This is a genomic window from Mesorhizobium sp. M1348 (assembly GCF_040317925.1).
Classification (GTDB): Bacteria; Pseudomonadota; Alphaproteobacteria; order Rhizobiales; family Rhizobiaceae; genus Mesorhizobium.
Genome location: NZ_JAMYLH010000035.1, coordinates 36,728 through 54,991 on the forward strand (window position 1 = coordinate 36,728; position 18,264 = coordinate 54,991).

At 61.2% G+C, this 18,264-nt stretch carries 19 protein-coding genes, 1 tRNA gene and 1 pseudogene; 10 read left to right on the forward strand and 11 right to left on the reverse strand.

Annotated features, from left to right (window positions below; all coding sequences use genetic code 11):
• Window positions 1-349: 349 nt before the first annotated feature.
• The 3 genes from NKH13_RS31405 to NKH13_RS31415 all read right to left on the reverse strand — a co-directional run bounded on the left by NKH13_RS31405 (window position 350) and on the right by NKH13_RS31415 (window position 1,983).
• Window positions 350-598: a DUF6894 family protein gene (locus tag NKH13_RS31405; RefSeq protein WP_352464438.1), complete on the reverse strand. Its 249-nt coding sequence runs from the start codon at window positions 596-598 to the stop codon at window positions 350-352.
• Window positions 599-655: 57 nt separating this feature from the next.
• Window positions 656-829 (reverse strand): hypothetical protein, encoded by a 174-nt coding sequence (locus tag NKH13_RS31410; protein WP_352516943.1) that lies wholly within the window; start codon window positions 827-829, stop codon window positions 656-658.
• A 935-nt stretch (window positions 830-1,764) separates the two neighbouring features.
• Window positions 1,765-1,983, reverse strand: coding sequence for a hypothetical protein (locus tag NKH13_RS31415; RefSeq protein WP_352916677.1), 219 nt, complete (start codon window positions 1,981-1,983; stop codon window positions 1,765-1,767).
• 180 nt (window positions 1,984-2,163) lie between these two features.
• Here NKH13_RS31415 and NKH13_RS31420 point away from each other — a divergent pair, with 180 nt between their 5' ends.
• Window positions 2,164-2,388 (forward strand): hypothetical protein, encoded by a 225-nt coding sequence (locus NKH13_RS31420; protein WP_352464442.1) that lies wholly within the window; start codon window positions 2,164-2,166, stop codon window positions 2,386-2,388.
• A gap of 62 nt (window positions 2,389-2,450) precedes the next feature.
• Here NKH13_RS31420 and NKH13_RS31425 read toward each other — a convergent pair whose 3' ends face one another.
• Together NKH13_RS31425 and NKH13_RS31430 are read right to left on the reverse strand one after the other, a co-directional pair.
• Window positions 2,451-2,648, reverse strand: a complete 198-nt coding sequence (locus tag NKH13_RS31425) for a hypothetical protein (RefSeq protein ID WP_352721532.1) — start codon at window positions 2,646-2,648, stop codon at window positions 2,451-2,453.
• Window positions 2,649-2,749: 101 nt separating this feature from the next.
• Complete coding sequence (locus NKH13_RS31430) at window positions 2,750-2,995, reverse strand: hypothetical protein (RefSeq protein WP_352721534.1); 246 nt, start codon at window positions 2,993-2,995, stop codon at window positions 2,750-2,752.
• Between the two features lie 1,017 nt (window positions 2,996-4,012).
• On the opposite strand from NKH13_RS31430, the gene NKH13_RS31435 reads away from it, so the two are divergent.
• Both NKH13_RS31435 and NKH13_RS31440 read left to right on the forward strand, forming a co-directional pair.
• Window positions 4,013-4,603 carry a DUF922 domain-containing protein gene (locus NKH13_RS31435; RefSeq protein WP_352721536.1) on the forward strand — a complete coding sequence of 197 codons (591 nt, stop codon included), beginning with the start codon at window positions 4,013-4,015 and terminating at the stop codon, window positions 4,601-4,603.
• Window positions 4,604-4,792 (forward strand): annotated as a pseudogene (locus NKH13_RS31440) (SOS response-associated peptidase); the annotation flags it as partial.
• 820 nt (window positions 4,793-5,612) lie between these two features.
• Here the strand turns inward: NKH13_RS31440 and NKH13_RS31445 are convergent.
• The 3 genes from NKH13_RS31445 to NKH13_RS31455 form a co-directional block, all read right to left on the reverse strand.
• Window positions 5,613-6,542 (reverse strand): RNA-binding domain-containing protein, encoded by a 930-nt coding sequence (locus NKH13_RS31445; protein ID WP_352916688.1) that lies wholly within the window; start codon window positions 6,540-6,542, stop codon window positions 5,613-5,615.
• 237 nt (window positions 6,543-6,779) lie between these two features.
• Window positions 6,780-6,855: transfer RNA gene (locus tag NKH13_RS31450), tRNA-Ala, on the reverse strand.
• A gap of 162 nt (window positions 6,856-7,017) precedes the next feature.
• A complete protein-coding gene (locus NKH13_RS31455; RefSeq protein WP_352721538.1) occupies window positions 7,018-7,407 on the reverse strand; it encodes a TIGR02300 family protein in 390 nt (129 codons plus the stop codon).
• A 195-nt stretch (window positions 7,408-7,602) separates the two neighbouring features.
• On the opposite strand from NKH13_RS31455, the gene aroA reads away from it, so the two are divergent.
• The 3 genes from aroA (at window position 7,603) to rpsA (ending at window position 11,787) form a co-directional block, all read left to right on the forward strand.
• On the forward strand, window positions 7,603-8,961 hold the full coding sequence (gene aroA / locus NKH13_RS31460) for a 3-phosphoshikimate 1-carboxyvinyltransferase (RefSeq protein WP_352916680.1): 1,359 nt from the start codon (window positions 7,603-7,605) through the stop codon (window positions 8,959-8,961).
• A gap of 273 nt (window positions 8,962-9,234) precedes the next feature.
• Window positions 9,235-9,885, forward strand: a complete 651-nt coding sequence (gene cmk, locus NKH13_RS31465; protein ID WP_352721541.1) for a (d)CMP kinase — start codon at window positions 9,235-9,237, stop codon at window positions 9,883-9,885.
• Between the two features lie 204 nt (window positions 9,886-10,089).
• Entirely contained in the window at window positions 10,090-11,787 is a 1,698-nt protein-coding gene (gene rpsA, locus NKH13_RS31470; RefSeq protein ID WP_023676278.1) for a 30S ribosomal protein S1, read from the forward strand.
• A gap of 105 nt (window positions 11,788-11,892) precedes the next feature.
• Here rpsA and NKH13_RS31475 read toward each other — a convergent pair whose 3' ends face one another.
• Genes NKH13_RS31475 through NKH13_RS31485 form a run of 3 tightly spaced genes read right to left on the reverse strand, consistent with a single transcriptional unit; the run spans window position 11,893 to window position 15,083 of the window.
• Window positions 11,893-12,600: an SDR family NAD(P)-dependent oxidoreductase gene (locus tag NKH13_RS31475; RefSeq protein WP_352721542.1), complete on the reverse strand. Its 708-nt coding sequence runs from the start codon at window positions 12,598-12,600 to the stop codon at window positions 11,893-11,895.
• A gap of 57 nt (window positions 12,601-12,657) precedes the next feature.
• Window positions 12,658-14,238, reverse strand: coding sequence for a 5-guanidino-2-oxopentanoate decarboxylase (locus tag NKH13_RS31480; protein WP_352721544.1), 1,581 nt, complete (start codon window positions 14,236-14,238; stop codon window positions 12,658-12,660).
• A complete protein-coding gene (locus NKH13_RS31485; protein ID WP_352721559.1) occupies window positions 14,235-15,083 on the reverse strand; it encodes a dimethylarginine dimethylaminohydrolase family protein in 849 nt (282 codons plus the stop codon). The genes NKH13_RS31480 and NKH13_RS31485 overlap by 4 nt, the downstream gene beginning before the upstream one ends.
• Before the next feature lie 217 nt (window positions 15,084-15,300).
• Here NKH13_RS31485 and NKH13_RS31490 point away from each other — a divergent pair, with 217 nt between their 5' ends.
• The 4 genes from NKH13_RS31490 to NKH13_RS31505 all read left to right on the forward strand — a co-directional run.
• Entirely contained in the window at window positions 15,301-16,110 is an 810-nt protein-coding gene (locus tag NKH13_RS31490; protein ID WP_352721545.1) for an ABC transporter ATP-binding protein, read from the forward strand.
• A 55-nt stretch (window positions 16,111-16,165) separates the two neighbouring features.
• The gene (locus NKH13_RS31495) at window positions 16,166-16,960 is read left to right on the forward strand and encodes a transporter substrate-binding domain-containing protein (protein WP_352721547.1); all 795 of its coding nucleotides are present in this window, start codon (window positions 16,166-16,168) and stop codon (window positions 16,958-16,960) included.
• A gap of 125 nt (window positions 16,961-17,085) precedes the next feature.
• Window positions 17,086-17,817: an ABC transporter permease gene (locus NKH13_RS31500; protein ID WP_352916684.1), complete on the forward strand. Its 732-nt coding sequence runs from the start codon at window positions 17,086-17,088 to the stop codon at window positions 17,815-17,817.
• A partial coding sequence (locus tag NKH13_RS31505; RefSeq protein WP_352916686.1) for an ABC transporter permease subunit occupies window positions 17,817-18,264 on the forward strand: 448 nt, incomplete at its 3' end. The genes NKH13_RS31500 and NKH13_RS31505, both read left to right, overlap by 1 nt.

Genomic DNA, 18,264 nt, shown 5'->3' on the forward strand with positions numbered 1-18,264 from the left:
GTCGAGTCCCGGTGCTCGCGGTTCAAACTACAGGCAGAAACGTGCACTGACCGGGCACGGGTGCGCCATTTTTGGATGAAGGGCGAGCCCAGGCCGGGCGGCCGATTACACTAGTCTCAGCTAGGTTCCGCGATAGGCGGCGGCCAGTCCGGGACGGGTGGCCGTTCTTCTTGATCAGTTATCAGGGGCCGGTCCTCTTTGGCGGCTAGCTGGGCCAGCAACTGGCGCGATGCTTCGATTGTCCGACGCGTCTCTTCGATAGTCGAATGAAGGTCGTCCACATGACGCCACGCCCGCGCTTGGCATAACCGGGCACCTTCAAGGTGAAGACGATCAGGTTCCCATCGATTCATTGTCTGATGGGCGCTATGCGGTTCAGTTCGAATTTGACCACGATCTGGACTAGCTGGTTGCCTGCTTCGTCGCGGACTTGAATGCCAGCCTCGTGGTAGGTGCCATCGGACAGCTTTTCTCTTGCGATTTCAAGCAGCGTTTTTGCTGCCTCGTCCTCCGCAGATTCCAGGCTCGGAAGCTCTGAACCTTCAGGGTCTGGGAAGGTCTCTCCATTGCTGGACAAGTCGAAGAAATAGCGCGGCATCCATCCTAACTAGGATTGCCGGAAAATGTTCAATGTCTGTTTTTTACATACAAAGAGCTAATTCAGCATGTCCCGCAGGGGCTTTTTGCGCTTCGGCGCCCTGTACTTCTCGACCAGCCTGACCTGGTCGATATCAATCGTCATAAGCGTTCCAAGGTCGATTGTCACCTTGCCGCCTTCCTCGGCCATGCGCGTGAGCCGTTCCTTAGTTTCTTCAACAAAGGCTTTCACACGAGATGCCGTCACTGGCACGAGTTGCTGGCCACAGCGATCCGGGATGACCGATCTGTCGGTAGCCGAATTTCTTCCACCGACGGTTGGTGGACGCATTGCAGATGATGGGCCTAAAGTTCCGGACGGTCCCCGTGCACCGGGCAAGCCCAACCCCCGCATCCCCCCAGCCTGGTGCAAGCCACTTGATCGGATCCCGCCGTCCTGGCATGTGCGGCGGGACTTTTTATCCAATTCGCGGAATACCGAGGCGGCTTCGACCTCTGTCACCTATCCGTCGCGAACGGCTCATGCTCGGGAAGGTGATGATGCAGCACTTCGACAAGGTTTCGCTTGTCGAATGTCTGGCCGCAAATTGGGCAGAACTCCAAATGCCCCGGTTCGTCGTTGTCCGGCGACCCGTGGATTTTGCCCTTCATAGTTGGCGGATTGTGCTTATCCCGTCTCACGTCGTCACCCATCATAACCTGATAGCGCGACGGCAGTTGGAGGGGCGATTTGGCCGCTGGGCGTACCGGCTGAGAGCGTTCGCCCCCAGCTGGAGCGGATTATACGCCCGTTCATGCATCATTGCTAATTTAATAAAATGATCATGGTACGCCACGCTTCGCTGCTGGCCTTCGACGACGAGGATCAGGACCACTAAAAGAAGGTAGTGTCACCCGAGACACTGCCTAAAACGAAGGCCACTGGCTAAAATCGGCGCGAGAACGTACTATGAAAGATCGCCAGCTACGCACCATGGGCGCTGACGCTTGGGAGCGACCATCGCACTCCTGCCCCAACCGGAGGCATTGGTGTGATGGCCGAAAAAAGAATCAAGGCCGGCAGGCCTGACGGACGAAAATCTACGCGCGCTTGCACGGGAGTCCGGTGCCACTGAGCAGCAAATACGTGACATCGCATCTCTGATCGGGCTCGATCGTGCCTCGATCCTAAGAGAAGCGCGTCTGTTGACCCTCGATCTGCGGCCGAAGCTTTAGGGCTTGGTCACTGACTTGGTCTCGGCACCGGGTCAGTCGGTCGACGGTTTCGATGATGGCCTTTGCAAGCGCCTCGCCCTCATGCACCGGCAACGGTCCATAGAGCAAGTTGACTGCCTCCTCGCTCGGCAGCACGCCGGCCGGGCAGGTCAGCTCGATCGCCAGGCTCACGAGCTGCAGGCCGGTTCAGCCCACGCCGCATCCGCTTCGCATGAGCCAGACCTATCGCTCTGCCGCTAGATCGCTGTGCGGCTATCGGCCAATAGGCTCAAACCTTGTGAGCTGCTCCGTGCGGCCAGGCTGGCCAGGCTCGATCTTCGTCAACCGCAATCTCGCCTCGGCCACGCGTCGTTGCGCAGCCCGGATCCTGCTGCACAGCGCGATATTGATGCCGACACCGCAGCCTTCATCCAGCATTTCATTTGCACGTTCGAGGGAGCGCTCGGCCCGGTTAAGCCGCTGTCGGGCTCTCGCCAGTTCCATATCCAAAAATTCCATTATTCCGAATCCATTGCGGTCCCTTCGATTGGTAAACCGCTTGTGGTCGCCGTTGGTTCCGGCTTGTTCGCACGGTGATGACGCCGGTGGCCTGGGCGCCGGTGGCCTGAAGGTCGCGACGAATGAAACGCCAGCCCAGGTCAACCCGCGCGGCGTCCTTCAACGCTGGCGGGATCGATCTCCACCAAGCGGTCTGCGGCCTCGACCGCAGTTCGTATCCTGCTGCACAGCGCAAGATTCTCGGCCAGCATTTCTTCAGTGCGTTGAAGCGCGAGCTCGGTCCGGTGGATGCGCTGCCTGGCATTGGCAACTTCCGATGTCAAAATATCGGCCGCCATCCCGTGGCCCTGGGGTTCCATAGTGTCCATGGATTTCTAACACATGGGGGCCGATATCGTTCCCATCCATCGCCAGGATACTGGCGCTGGGCTGTCGATCGTCAAGGCCGGCCGAAGCGCATCATGGCGCGCGCAATGACGAGTTGCGCCTCGACTCTTGGCATTTTTCCTTCTGCATCATGTTGTCGGCAGCGATGAGCCTCTTGAGCGACCGCATGACCTCCCCGGGCGCCCAGCCCGCATCGATCATGCAGGTCGACGATCGCCTGAAAGCCCGGCTCCATTGCCTCCTGGCAATCGATTTCGCGATCGGCATATTCGCCCTGTCGTCTTGGCGGGCTGATCATTTTTCGACGTGCCCCTTAAGATACGCTTCTCCGTCGGCACGGTGTTCAAAACAGAACCAATGCGATGGCTGCCTCGGCCTGGCGAACCCCCATCCGGCATCCTTGGGCCCGGAACCAGAGCATCCGCTCAAAAGGATAATCGCGGCCCCCGCCGCCGCGAAGGTGTGGTGTTTGCGCAATGTGATATCCCCCTACTCACACGCAACGTCAAAAGCTTCGCCCTCGCAAGGGCGCGATTGACGATAGCAGGAGGAAGTGGCTACGACCTGACCCGCTAACCGCGCGGTTTAGCCTTCGGTTGAGGGGTGCTTTCTGACGGGTTTGCAACCAATATTGCAGATCGCCGATCTCTGAGCCAAAGGGACTTTCTTGATGCGACTAGCTCGGCACGGTCGTCCTCAGCGGTCGCTCGACTATGCATAGCAGCGATGGCAAAGTCGGCTCTGTTCGTTCGGTAGTCTTCCTTTTGCACGGCCATTGTTTTCTCCCTGTTCGTGGCCCCTCTTTGCCCTGACAGGAGATTAAACTGCCGGTGCATTACGCGAGTCAAATCAAACTAAGCACTCCGCAGTCGCGCCTACATTTCGTTGTTTTCAATGATGCCCGCCATCGACCTGCTGGAGGCACCGGCCGCTTAGGAGCCCGATGAAGACGAGGAAGATGATCCGAATATCCTGATGCTCAAGGGCAGACATTTTCGTCTGTGATGGAAGGGGCGGCGAGATCTTAGGGCGCTTATCCAAATTTTCGGCCGCTGATCGGTGATGCTGTCCGCTTGGCTGGGTAACGCAGCGTGGAATTAGGGGTATTTGCTGCCTGCAAGCTGTCTGGCGCGGCCTCGGCAGTTGGCGATTTGCGCGTGAGCGGGGTACACCTGACCACCAGTTGTCCTGTACGAGTAACATATTCCAACGGCCGCTTCTGCAACGGAAGCATCAAGGACTCGGGTACGGGCGGCAAGTTTAGCTGCCGGGACAAGTCGGTGGCCAATTTTTGGTAAACGTTAGTGGGGGCTATATGCGAGCAGCATCGGCAGCATCCAACTTGTTCGCCGCTTTGGCGATGGCTGGAACATTGATTTGTGCTTCAGTTGCGCAGGCCGGTGTCAAAGTCATCCCAAAGGATACCCCCTACGGAATTACGGGAATCTCCAGCAAGGAAATCGGCCGACAGTTGACCCGACGTGGGGGAGCCAAGCTGACGGCAACCATAAGACGCGAGATTGAGTTTGCCCATTCGGAGCCATCCACTTGCTATGTCAGGGAGGCGGATTATACGCTGTATCTTATTACGACCTATCCGCGGCTAGAGGGCAAGGTGTCGCCGAAATTGCGAAAGCGTTGGAACGCGTTCCTATCCACAGTGGTCGCTAGTGACGCGAAAACGCGACAGTGGGCCATTCAAACGACTAACGCCATGGATGAGTTAACGGCTAACCTGTCGATGAAGAACGACCGCAGTTGTAATCGTCTCAGGAGCTTTGTTGCTCAGCGGTTGCATTCCATCGATCAAAAATTCAAAAAAGTGAACCAGCAATACGTTGACGAGCAAAACGGACCCAACGGTGCGGTTGGAAAAGCCACGACAGAATTTTATCGAGAACCATAGTTGAGCAATCTCTACAACATCACCACGTCGCACGAAGCGATCCGCCAATGGACCCGCGCCTTGCGCGATGTCGTAGGCAACCTTGAACCCTCCATTGACATCTATCCCAACCAATTCGGGCCTGTAGTCCGCAATGCGCAGGACCGCGCGCGCGAGCTTGCCAATCTCCACTGGGGAATGCCGTGGCCTGAGAACAGCGGTTACGATAATAGAGATCATCGACAGGATGAAGCGAGAAGCGCCGTGAGGGAGCGGTTCGTTACCGGATTCTCAAAACGGACTGGCACACCCGGTTGAGTCGGATGCTCAGAACAGCGTCGGAACAGCATGCTACTCGTCAGAGTGGGTGAGCGCCTCAGGCCACCCATTTTTTCACTCGCTATCGGGCAAGGTGGCGAGTGCCGGTGCATGCCGGCCAGCTCCTGAGGGCGTCAAGAAGCGACCTGCGACGCAGTGCCGGCCTGCTTGGTGAAGTCATGGCGACGCGCGCGAACATGTGCCAGCAAATTCACTTCATTGACGACCCCCGATTGAAAGAGAGACAGTGTGGTCGACGCGAGAATCTGGCTGTCTATCGAGGTGCTGTACGATTTGGCGTCGGCGGCTATCTGGTCGACAACCCGCTGGCAGATCGCTCGATCTTTAGGTCTAAGGAACTGACTTTTCGGTGCTCGTGGCATCTCGACGCCTTTAAAGGGGAAGTTACTGTGTCCCCCACGCGACGGATGCGTGGGCCTCCGCGAATGGACCCTAAACGCATTCAGACAGATAATTGCCATTCGTTTGAGTGGTGCCGCCAAGGGCTTGAGCCGAATTTAATTCGGGGATTCCGGATTAACCGCTGCAATTGAAAACAGTTGGGGAACGGTTAGCACGCTCGCTGAAAACAGCGGCGGAACAGCGTCCGGCGGCCGTTCCCCACTGAGAACAGTGGAGGAGCAGTGAGCCGCGCCAACAGGGATTCATGCTTGAAAACAGCGGGCAAACAGTCCCTTCAGAGCACCCCGCCTCATGGTGGGCTCATCTTTATGTTGCCTGGTTTCAATAGGCGGGCCCCACGATCGAAATCAGCAGGACCCAAGACTAAAGTTCCTTGTTTCGGGCGCATGTTTTCGGCGCTGAGTGAATACCGCGAAAGAAAGGTCGCGGCGTCGATTGGCATTCCGCCTGCCTTGAAAACCGGCCCTTCGAAGTTGAACTGGATTGCGAAATGCTCGAAGATTTGCGTATCACCAGGGTTCACCACGAAACCCTCTGGGCCGATTAGGCGAAGACTCTCTCCGAATTGTTGAACCTTGGTCAGCGCGGCGCCATATGGGCTGCCATTTTTTGTCCTAACCCCCGACCGCTCAATAACGGTCAGCGAAACATGCTTAGCTGTCGCTAGGCCCTCGTTCTTTATCGCTAAGCTGATTGAGGCGTTCACCAGCGGTCCGGAGGTCATGTTCTCCGTGAAGTCATATACAAGATCCAGGTCCGGAGAGCCGTTTCTGCGAAAAGCGTCTTCGATATCGAAATGCTCCATCGCATAGCTGCTCGAAGCAGATCGCTTAAAATACTGCTTCGCCATGTTGCACATGTGCGGACGTCGTTCCGAACGAGGGACGTCGATTAATAGGTAACCAACGGAATTATCATTCATAGACGGAAATCCGGCCACTCGAATGCCACCGTTCTTCGGCTGTAGTAGGTCTCCAACGGCCGAGCTTACCGCGCTCAAGGCCGTCTCCCAGACTGGTACAGGATCGAGCGCTTGAGCGACGTCCGCCCCCTCCCCAATCGATCTGCAATCCACGCCGATTAACACCACCCCGCCAGCCGAGTTGCTAAACGCCGAAAGCACTTTTCCGATAGCTCGCCGCCCGTCCTTTGTCAGCTTGCCGTCGTTGAACAGTGCGCCGGGCTTCCCGGCAGCCGAACCTTTAAAGTCGAGCTGCAGAGTTTCTTACGCAGCTTGCTGGATTGCTTCGGCCAGTCGGACCTCGCCACCAGAAATCCACTCATCGAAAGTCATTGTGTATCACCCCCGGCGAGGAGCAGTGTAAATAATAACGCCCCCAGCGGGGCAAACTCTTTTCTAGGTCGAAAAGGAGTCTGGCGGTGCCCCAAGGGATTTTTAGCAGAATGGCCCGAAACCGGACATCAACTAAGTTGTTGATTTCCTTGTAGGAAGAACTGGTGGAGCCAATCGGAATCGAACCGACGACCTCTTGAATGCCATTCAAGCGCTCTCCCAACTGAGCTATGGCCCCACTCCGGCAGTTCGCCGGCGCCGTTTCCGGCGAAGAGATCCGGCGCGGGTTGAGACCGCGCCGTTAGTGCAGGCGGCTTCTAACCCCGCCTTCAGTCAATATCAAGCCTTCAAGAACCGCTTTTTCTAGGCGGCGCGGCGAAAGCCGGCGAATGCGGTTCGCTCAGACTTCGTCGTCGTCTTCGCCGACGCCGATCATGTCGGCAACGTCATCATCTTCTTCCTCCTCGTCGGCGAGGAATGTGTCATCCTCGTCATCGCCAAGGTCAACGTCGTCCTCGTCATCGCCGAGATCGGGAAGCTCGTCGGCCTTCGCGTCCTCGTCCGCCTCTTCGAGCGAGACGACCTCGACGCCCTCTTCCTCCTCGGTGTCTACTTCCTTCTCGGCAACTTCCTCTTCCTCCTCGAGGGCGGCGATCTTGCCTTCTTCGAAATAGGAGCGCGGATAGCTCTTGCCCGTGTAAGGCGAGACGATCGGGTCCTTGTTCAAGTCATAGAATTTTCGACCCGTCTCCGGGTCGATGCGTTTGGTGCCAAGTTCGGGTTTTGCCACAGCAAGCCTCGTCGATGAAAGTTTGGTCCCCTTAACCAGAGTTTACGGCGCTGTCAAAGCGAAAAGCCGGCGTCCCAAAAAGCTTGAATTCGAAGGCCTTCATACCAAGGGGATGACCATTTCGGTCCGCCATGATAGGAGACCGCGCAAACCAGACGAAAATGGCCGGCCGCCGGCGTTTCCCAGGAAAGAACCATGTCGCACACTGCCGCCCCGAAGCAGGCCACCGCCCGCAAATCATCTGGCCTTTCAGGCGCGGCACGGGTGCCGGGCGACAAGTCGATCTCGCACCGCTCGTTCATGTTCGGTGGCCTGGCCTCCGGCGAAACCCGCATCACCGGGCTGCTGGAAGGCGAGGACGTAATGCGTACGGGCGCTGCCATGAAGGCCATGGGCGCTCATATCGAGAAGCATGGCGCTGAGTGGGTGATCCGCGGTACCGGCAACGGCGCGCTGCTGCAGCCGGAAGGCCCGCTCGATTTCGGCAATGCCGGCACGGGCTCACGCCTCACCATGGGCCTGGTCGGCACCTATGACATGGAAACCACCTTCATCGGCGACGCCTCACTGTCGGGCCGGCCGATGGGCCGCGTGCTCGAACCGCTCCGCCAGATGGGCGTGCAGTTGCTGAAGGCGACGCCTGGCGACCGCATGCCGATCACGCTGCACGGGCCCAAGCACGCCGCGCCGATCACCTACCGCGTGCCGATGGCCTCGGCACAAGTCAAGTCGGCGGTGCTGCTGGCCGGGTTGAACACGCCGGGTATTACGACCGTCATCGAGCCGGTGATGACGCGCGACCACACCGAAAAGATGCTCAAGGGGTTCGGCGCCAATCTGTCGGTCGAGACCGACGAGCGCGGCGTGCGCCACATTTTCATCGAAGGCCAGGGCAAGCTCATGGGGCAGACGATCGCGGTGCCTGGCGACCCCTCCTCGGCCGGCTTTCCGCTGGTGGCGGCGCTGATCGTGCCGGGCTCGGACATCACCATCGAAAACGTGCTGATGAACCCGACCCGCACAGGTCTTCTGCTGACGCTGCAGGAAATGGGCGCCCGGATCGACATTCTCGACCGCCGCAATGAAGGCGGCGAAGACGTCGCCGACCTGCGCGTGCGTTACTCCGAGCTGAAAGGCGTCACCGTACCGCCCGAACGGGCGCCGACCATGATCGACGAATATCCGGTGCTTGCCGTGGCGGCCAGCTTCGCCGAGGGCGCAACGCTGATGCTTGGCCTGGAAGAGCTGCGCGTGAAGGAATCCGACCGGCTGTCGGCAGTGGCCGAAGGGCTGAAGCTCAACGGCGTGGACTGCAGCGAAGGCGAGGCCTCGCTTGTCGTGCGCGGAAAACCCGGCGGCAAGGGCCTCGGCCAGCATCCCAACGGACAGGGCACCATCGTCCAGACCCATCTCGACCACCGCATCGCCATGAGCTTTCTGGTGATGGGGCTGGCGACGGAAAAGCCGGTGACCATCGACGACCAGGCGATGATCGCAACGAGCTTTCCGGAATTCATGGGGCTGATGAAGGGGCTCGGTGCGGAGATCGAGTAGCTTGATGGCAATCACTAGCCTTGGGGGTTGGGGCCAAACTGGAACGTCGGCGGGACAGCGCCCTCCTCTGTCCTGCCGGACATCTCCCCCACAAGGAGGCAGATTGGCAGCTTCGGCGCTCCGCTCAATCCTGCGACGTAGACAATTGGCGAAAGCCGCGATGGCCGCCGATCTCCCCCCAAGTGGGGGAGATGTCCGGCAGGACAGAGGGGGGCGCGAAGGATCGCTACGCCAATCTGGATCATTGCGCTTTTCGATTCCGGTGGGCGGCCAATGACCTCAACCTTCACCATTGCCATCGACGGTCCCGCCGGCGCCGGCAAGGGCACTCTTGCCCGGCGGCTGGCCGATCACTACCGGCTGAACCTGCTCGACACCGGCCTTACTTATCGCGCGGTGGCGCATTCGCTGCTCCGGCTCGGCCTGCCGCTCGACAATGTCTCTGCCGCTGAAACCGCGGCTCGTCAGGTCGATCTGGCAAAGCTCGACCGCGCCGTGCTTTCGGCACACGCGATCGGCGAGGCGGCTTCGAAAGTGGCTGTCATCCCGTCGGTCCGGCGCATATTGGTCGACAAGCAGCGTGCCTTCGCAAAAACCCCGCCGGGTGCGGTGCTCGACGGCCGCGACATCGGCACTGTCGTCTGTCCCGATGCCGACGTAAAACTCTATGTCACGGCCAGCGCCGAGGTGCGGGCAAAGCGGCGGCTGGACGAAATCGAGAGCATCGGCGGCACTGCCAATTTCGATGAAATCCTTGCCGATATCGTGCGCCGCGACGAGCGCGACATGGGCCGCATGGACTCGCCCTTGAAGCCGGCCGCCGATGCGCACTTGCTCGACACGTCGGAAATGGCTATAGAGGCCGCGTTTCTGGCAGCTCAGGCGATCATCGACGACGTCCTGGCTAAGAGAAACGAAGCCTGAGCCGGGTTTTCCTGCCGCCGCCGATTGCCGGCGACAAAAGAATTCCCATATTGGGCGTGAACCAGCCTGCCAGCATTCTTCATGCGCCGGAATTGCCGCTCAAGGGCGGCCAGGGGCTTTTTGCCCCGGAACGCCGGCAGGCCAACGCAACGCTAACCCACGGCGCCGCCCCGCGACAGATTGCGGGGCATTCCAGGAGAAACTATGTCAGTTGCAAATCCCACTCGCGACGATTTCGCGAGCCTGCTCGAAGAATCATTTTCCGCCGGCCATTCCGGCGAAGGCCAGGTCGTCAAGGGCATCATCACTGCCATTGAGAAGGACATGGCCATCATCGACGTCGGCCTCAAGGTCGAAGGCCGCGTGCCGCTGAAGGAATTCGGCGTCAAGGGCAAGGACACGACGCTCAAGGTCGGCGACACGGTCGAGGTCTATGTCGAGCGTATCGAGAACGCGCTTGGCGAAGCCATGCTGTCGCGCGAAAAGGCTCGCCGCGAAGAGAGCTGGGTCCGTCTCGAAGAGAAGTTCACCAAGGGCGAACGCGTCGAAGGCGTCATCTTCAACCAGGTCAAGGGCGGCTTCACCGTCGACCTCGACGGTGCGGTGGCTTTCCTGCCGCGCAGCCAGGTCGATATCCGCCCGATCCGCGACGTCTCGCCGCTGATGCACAACCCGCAGCCCTTCGAGATCCTCAAGATGGATCGCCGCCGCGGCAACATCGTGGTGTCGCGCCGCACCGTGCTTGAGGAAAGCCGCGCCGAACAGCGTTCGGAAATCGTGCAGAACCTCGAAGAAGGCCAGGTGGTCGAAGGCGTCGTCAAGAACATCACCGACTATGGTGCGTTCGTCGACCTCGGCGGCATCGACGGCCTGCTGCACGTCACCGACATGGCATGGCGCCGCGTCAACCATCCGACCGAAATCCTCAATATCGGCCAGACGGTCAAGGTGCAGATCATCCGCATCAACCAGGAAACCCACCGCATCTCGCTCGGCATGAAGCAGCTCGAGAGCGATCCGTGGTCCGAGATCGGCACCAAGTTCCCGATCGGCAAGAAGATCAAGGGTACCGTTACCAACATCACCGACTACGGCGCGTTCGTCGAGCTGGAGCCGGGTATCGAAGGCCTCATCCACGTTTCGGAAATGTCGTGGACCAAGAAGAACGTGCATCCTGGCAAGATCCTGTCGACAACGCAGGAAGTCGACGTGGTGGTGCTCGAAGTCGATCCGGCCAAGCGCCGTATCTCGCTCGGCCTCAAGCAGACGCTGGAGAACCCGTGGGAGGCCTTCGCGCGCAGCCATCCGGTCGGCAGCCAGGTCGAGGGCGAGGTCAAGAACAAGACCGAGTTCGGCCTGTTCATCGGCCTCGAAGGCGACGTCGACGGCATGGTCCACCTTTCCGACCTCGACTGGACCCGTCCGGGCGAGCAGGTGATCGAGGAGTACAATCGCGGCGACATGGTCAAGGCGCAGGTGCTCGACGTCGACATCGACAAGGAGCGCATCTCGCTCGGCATCAAGCAGCTGGCCAAGGACACGGTCGGCGAAGCCGCGACGTCAGGCGAACTGCGCAAGAACGCGGTCGTGACCTGCGAGGTTATCGGCGTGAAGGATGGCGGTCTGGAAGTGCGGCTGGTCGACAGCGGCATCGAGACCTTCATCAAGCGCTCCGACCTCAGCCGTGACCGCGACGAGCAGCGCCCCGAGCGCTTCACCGTCGGCCAGAAGGTCGACGCCCGCGTCATCGCCTTCGACAAGAAGACCCGCAAGCTGCAGGTCTCGATCAAGGCGCTGGAAATCGCCGAAGAGAAGGAAGCGGTCGCCCAATACGGTTCGACCGACTCCGGCGCTTCGCTGGGCGACATCCTGGGTGCCGCGCTGAAGAAGCAGGGCAGCTAAGCCAACACCGCGCCTCGCGCGGGTTATAAACGAAATAAAAAGCCCCGCCGGAACGATCCGGCGGGGCTTTTGCTTGTGACCTTTTGCTTGTGACGAGCCGCAGGCTTAGGCCCTGCCGTAAAGTGGCACCAGCGTGCCGCTGATGGCCATGTTGGCCGGCGAGGCAAGATAGGCAATGGCTTCGGCCGCCGCTTCAAGGCTGACCCATCTGCTGAAATCTGCGTTCGGCATGTCAGCCCGGTTGGCCGGTGTGTCGAGCGTCGAGGGCGCCACGGCATTGACCAGGATGCCGTTGCCCTTCAGCTCTTCGGCCATCGCCACGGTCATCGCGGCGACCGCCGCCTTGGCGGCAGCGTAGGCCACCTTGCCGGAGCCGCGCCGCGGATCGAGCCCGGCTCGCGCGGTGACATTGACGATGCGGCCCGACACGGAAGATTCCAGCATCGAGCGTATCGCCGCGCGGCAGCACAGGAAGGTGGTGCGGGCGTTGGTGTCCATCATCTCGGCAAAGGAGGCGGGCTCGATCTTCTCGACCGGCGCGGCGGTGAAGCCGCCGGCAAGATGCACCGATGCCCATAAATCTGGAACGCTGGCATAGAAGGCGTCGACCTTGGCAGGGTCGGCAAGGTCGACATTGTGCGCCAGCCTGACGCGGTCATGCGCCGGAAAGGGAAAATGCGCAGGCGCGGCAGCATGGGCATTGGGCACATGGCAGATCGCGCCCTGCTCCAGCAGTTTCCCTACGACCGCGCCGCCAAGCGCACCGGTGCCGCCGGTCACCACGATATGTCTGCCGTCCAGTGTTTCCGTCATATTCGACCGCTCCGTCATTGCGCGCCGCCGATGCGGAAGGTCGCGCCTTTCGCGCGATCACTCAACCGAAATCTCGATGACGTAAGGTCGTCCAGTCGCCCGCGCGCGCCCAAGCGCGTCCGCCAAGCCGCCAGCGCCGGAAATCCGCTCGGCGGCAATGCCATAGGCTTCGGCCAATTTGCAGAAATCCGGCGGTGCCGGGGAGACGCCGACCGGTTCGACGCCGACGTCGAGCATCGAGGTTTCGATCTCGCGGTAGCCACGATTGTTCCAGACGGTGAAGATCACCGGCGCCGCCGCGTCGAGCGCGGCGCCCAGTTCCGGCAGGGTGAACTGGAAGCCGCCATCGCCGGTGAGGCAAACGACCGGCGCCTCAGGCCTGGCAAGGACGGCACCGATCGCCGCCGGCGGGCCATAGCCGAGCGCGCCGAAGCCGGTGGCGGCGTTGAACCAGCCGCCCGGCCGGTCGTGATCGTAGTAGAGGTTGGCGGCGTAGACCGGCTGGGTCGAATCGCCGACGATGATCGCGCCAGGCAGTGCATCACGGATCGTCTCGACGGCGCGCAATTGCGCCTGCATAGCCGGGCCAATCTCGGCAAAGGCCGCTTGCCGCGTCGCGGCGGCGCGAGCGGCGCCGTCGCCCGATTGCGCCTCGCCCGTGCCGAGTTCGGCATGCAGCGCGTCGAGCGCCGCTCCGCAATCGGCCTGGATCGAAATCCGCGCAGGCCGGCGGGCAAGCTGGTCGGCGCCGATGTCGATGCGGATCAGATTGGCGGGCAGGACAAAACCGCCGTCGCCATAGCCATCATAGTCGGTCGGACCGAATTCGGTGCCGGCGGCAATGACCAGGTCGGCATCGGCCATTAGCGCACGCACCGCCTTCAGGCTGGGGCTGGCCGGCACGCCAAGCGGATGGCGATAGAGCAGGCCGCGCGCATTGGCGGTCTGGACGACCGGCGCTCCCAACCTCTCGGCCAGGCGCTGCAACGGCGCTTCGGCAGCTTTGGCGCCGCCGCCGGCCAGGATAAGCGGCCGGCGGGCAGACGCGCATAGCCTTGCCGCCTCTGCAATCGCCGCCACATCCGGCTCGGGCGGCGCTGAATTCCGCAGCAGCGGCACGATGCCGTTGGCAGGCAGGCTCATGACATCGGTCGGGATCTCGATGTGCACCGGACCCGGACGCGAGGATGAAAACAGCGCAAAGGCACGGGCGAGCACGCCGGGCAGTTCGCCGGCCTCGGTGACACGGTGCGAAAACAGCGCCACCTTCTCCATCATGCCGCGCTGGTCCGGCAGTTCATGCAGATGGCCAAGGCCTTTGCCCAGCGTCGGTGTGGCGTTGACGCCCGAGATTACCAGAATCGGCACCGAATCGGCGCGCGCCTGGCCCATGGCGGTGATGGTGTTAGTCAGCCCCGGCCCGGTGATGACGAAGGCGATGCCCGGCTTGCCGCTGGCGCGCGCATAGCCGTCGGCCATGAAGCCGGCGCCCTGCTCGTGGCGCGGCGTGACGTGACGGATCTTCGACCGCGCCAGCCCGCGGTAGAGCTCGACCGTGTGCACGCCGGGAATGCCGAAGACGGTGTCGACGCCGTGCGCTTCGAGCAAGGTGATGAGCGCTTCGCCGATCGTCGTCATTGTCTTAACACCGGGCGTGTGAGGCAGGTCGGGCCGCCCTCGCAGGCAACGCACAGCGCATCGGCCTCGAATGTCGAGACCGTACAGCCAGCGGCCTGCATGGCAGCCGCCGTCTTCGGAAAACCGGCAACGGCGATAACCTGGCGCGGCGCGGTCGGCAGGACGTTCAGGCTGAGCCCATTCGAGGCGAAGAATTCGTCGGCGTCGCCCTCGACCAGCCGAATGCCACGTTCGCGCAGCATCTGATGGAAGGCGACCGGCAGGAGCGGCGCATAGACCAGCGCCAGATCGTCGGCGAGCGGGCTGATCACCGACATCAGGTGCAGGCAGGCCTCCTCGCCCTGCCAGAGCGGCAGGTCGAAGCCGTAGACCTGGATGCCCTTGGGTGAAAGCAGGTTGGAGAGCTGCTGGATGCCGTGCTGATTGGTGCGCACGCCGCGGCCAACGGCCAGCGTGTTTGCATCCACCCACACGCAGTCGCCGCCCTCGACCTGGCCGGGAGCCTCGATACGGCCGAGGACGGGGATGCCCATGCGCCCGTAGGCTGCCTCGTGCAGGCCGGGCTCGGGCCGGCGCAGCGCCTTGCCCATGGCAAGGATGACCGCGCCATGATCGGTCATCAGCGAGGGATCGTGGGTAAAGACAGAATCGGCAAGCCCGTCATCGGCGTCGCTCAGCCATTCGATCTCGGCGCCTGAGGCCGAAATCAGCCTGGCCAACGCTTCGTGCTGGGCCGCCGCCTTTTGCGGATCGAAGCCCGGGCCATAGTGCCAATCCAGTGCTTTGGCTCGATGCATGGCGCTGGCGGCGGAGCGCATCAGCACACGCTGCAGCGGCCCGGCCATCGACTGAGACCCGTATGCTTTGCCCACTAAATTCTCCTGAAACGCGCCCGCCCTGCCAATAGCCACTCGGCTGGCCGTGATCAATGGTCCAAAAACTGCGGTTGACGGAGGCAAGCGGAACGGTCCATCTTGAGAATCGGAACGCTGTCCAGTGACGGGTAATGGGTAAAAAATTCCAGCAAGGACTGCCTCGGCTGCTCCGCGGGGCACCGCGACGATGACAGCGCCGGCCACCGCCCTGAAGCATACGGCGCAGAACGGCGCTGCCGAAGCCATCCACGTCGAGAACCTGCACAAGAATTTCGGCAAACTGCATGTATTGAAGGGCGTTTCGCTGTCGGCGCGCGATGGCGAGGTGATCGCCATCATCGGCGGCAGCGGCTCGGGCAAGTCGACGCTGCTGCGCTGCATCAACTGCCTGGAGAACCCGACCAGCGGCATCATCCGGGTCAATGGCGAAGAGATAAAGCTGAAGGCCGACAGCTACGGCCACACCGTGCCCGCCGACCGCAAGCAGATCGAACGCATCCGCTCCAAACTCGGCATGGTCTTCCAGAACTTCAATCTGTGGAGTCACATGACGTTGATCGAGAACGTCATCGAGGTTCCCGTGCATGTGCTCGGCGTCAAGCGCGATGTGGCGATCGGCGAGGCGGAGAAATTGCTCGCCCGCGTCGGCCTGGCCGAAAAACGCGACGTCTATCCCGCCTATCTGTCGGGCGGCCAACAGCAGCGCGCCGCGATCGCCAGGGCGCTGGCCATCAATCCGCGCGTCATGCTGTTCGATGAGCCGACCTCGGCGCTCGACCCGGAGCTGGTCGGCGAGGTGCTGAAGGTGATCGGCGACCTGGCGCGCGAAGGCCGCACCATGGTGCTGGTCACCCATGAGATGAAGTTTGCCCGCGAGGTCGCGACGCATGTCGTCTACCTCCATAACGGGCTGGTCGAGGAAGAAGGGCCGCCGGAACAGATCTTCGGCGCACCCAAATCCGAAAGGCTGAAGCAGTTTCTGCGCAATGTTGGATGACTTGCGAGAAAAGCAGACGGGAACGTCAAAACCAAAAAACGGGAGAACTGAAAAAATGAAACCTTTTCTCAAAACGGCGCTCGCGGCCACGCTGATCGCATTGTCGAGCGCATTTTCGGCAAGCGCCGAACAGATCAAGGTGGGTTTTTCGCCTGAAGCCTATCCGCCGTTTTACTCGCAGGATGCTTCCGGCAAGTGGGGTGGCTGGGAAGTCGACATCGTCAATGCCATCTGCGGCGAAGCCAAGCTGGATTGCGTATTGACGCCAGTCCCATGGGACGGCCTCATCCCGGCACTTAAGACCAAGAAGATCGATGCGATCATGAATTCGATGTCCATTACCGACGAACGCAAGAAGGAAATCGACTTCTCCGACAAATATTACAACACGCCGACAGCGGTGATCGGCGCCAAGGATCAGAAATTCGATGCGACACCTGAGGGGCTGAAAGCCAAGATAGTCGGCGTTCAGGCATCCACGGTGCACGCCGCCTACGCCAAGAAGCACTTCACCGACGCCGCCGAAATCAAGGAATACCAGACGCAGGACGAGGCAAATCAGGATCTCGGCGCCGGCCGAATCGATGCCACGCAGGCCGATTCGATCGCGCTCGACGCGTTTTTGAAATCGGACCAAGGCAAAGCGTGCTGCGACCTCAAGGGTTATGTCGCGCCCGACCTTGAAGTGCTCGGGCCTGGCGTGGGCGCCGGCATGCGCCAAGGCGACACGGAACTAAAGGACAAGATCAATGCCGCCATCAAGGCCATTCGGGCCAATGGCAAATATGCCGAAATCACCAAGAAGTACTTCGACTTCGACATCTACGGCGGCGAGTCACAGTCCAACTGACGGCAACGGCATCAAGCCGGCATGCCTAGCCGCCGTCGTCGCGGTGGGCATGTCCGGCGTGACGCATCATTGGCGCCTCAACCCGCAAGTCCAGGGGACATAAGCTGAGCGACGTTCTCGCCACCATGTTCGGAGCCAGTTCGCTGGAATTGCTGTCCTTCGAACCGCCGAACGGCAGGGGTCTCAGCCTTCTGCATGGGCTGGCAAACTCCGTCGGAATTGCTTTCGGTTCCTTTGGGGTTGGTCTTTTGATCGGCGTAGGCGGCGCCTATGGCAAGCTCTATGGCGGGCCGGTGGTCCGTGACCTGCTGGAAGTTTACACCACAGTGGTCCGCGCAGTGCCCGAGCTGGTGCTGATCCTGCTGCTTTATTTCGCTGGTACCGACCTCATCAACCAGTTGCTTACCGCGCTCGGCTATGCCGCGATCGACATCAACGGGGTTGTCGCCGGCATAGGCGTGCTCGGGGTCGTGCAGGGCGCCTACTCCACCGAAGTCTTGCGCGGCGCGATCCGCGCCATTCCGCAGGGCCAGATCGAAGCCGCGCGGGCGTATGGAATGCCTCCCGGCCTGCTTCTCAGGCGCATAACGCTGCCGGCGATGCTGCCCTTCGCCATTCCGGGGCTGGCAAATCTGTGGCTGATCGCCACCAAGGACACCGCGCTTCTCGCGATCGTCGGCGTTAATGAACTGACCCAAACCACACGGACGGCCGCCGGCGCGACGAAGGCTTATTTCACCTTCTTCATGGCGGCGGGCGCGCTCTATCTCGCTCTGACCCTCGTCTCCAACGTCGTTATCGGGCGCGTTGAGCGCTGGGCGCGACGCGGCATGCCGTCGATAGCTGGATCGCACTGATGGCGGCCGAAACTCCAGTCATTGACGCCGCCGCACGGGCCTCGCTCTGGATGCGGCCGCACCGCATAGCGCTGATCTTGATCGCGCTGGTTGTCGTACTGGCATCGATTTTTCTCATGCGCTGGGATTGGCTACCCACCTATCTGCCGCTGGCTTTGCAAGGCATATGGCGAACCATCTGGCTGCTTGTGGTAACGTCGGCGCTGGGCATCGCGCTCGCCATTCCCCTCGGCCTTGCGCAGGTGATCGGCCCGCCGATTTTGAGCGTGCCGGCCAAGGTGTTCTGCACGATTATTCGCGGCACGCCGCTGCTGCTCCAGCTGTGGCTGCTCTACTACGGACTGGGCTCGCTGTTTCCGCAATTTCCCTGGATACGCGAGTCGTCCCTCTGGCCCATTCTAAGGCAGGCATGGCCCTACGCCGTTCTTTCTCTGACGATCTCGTATG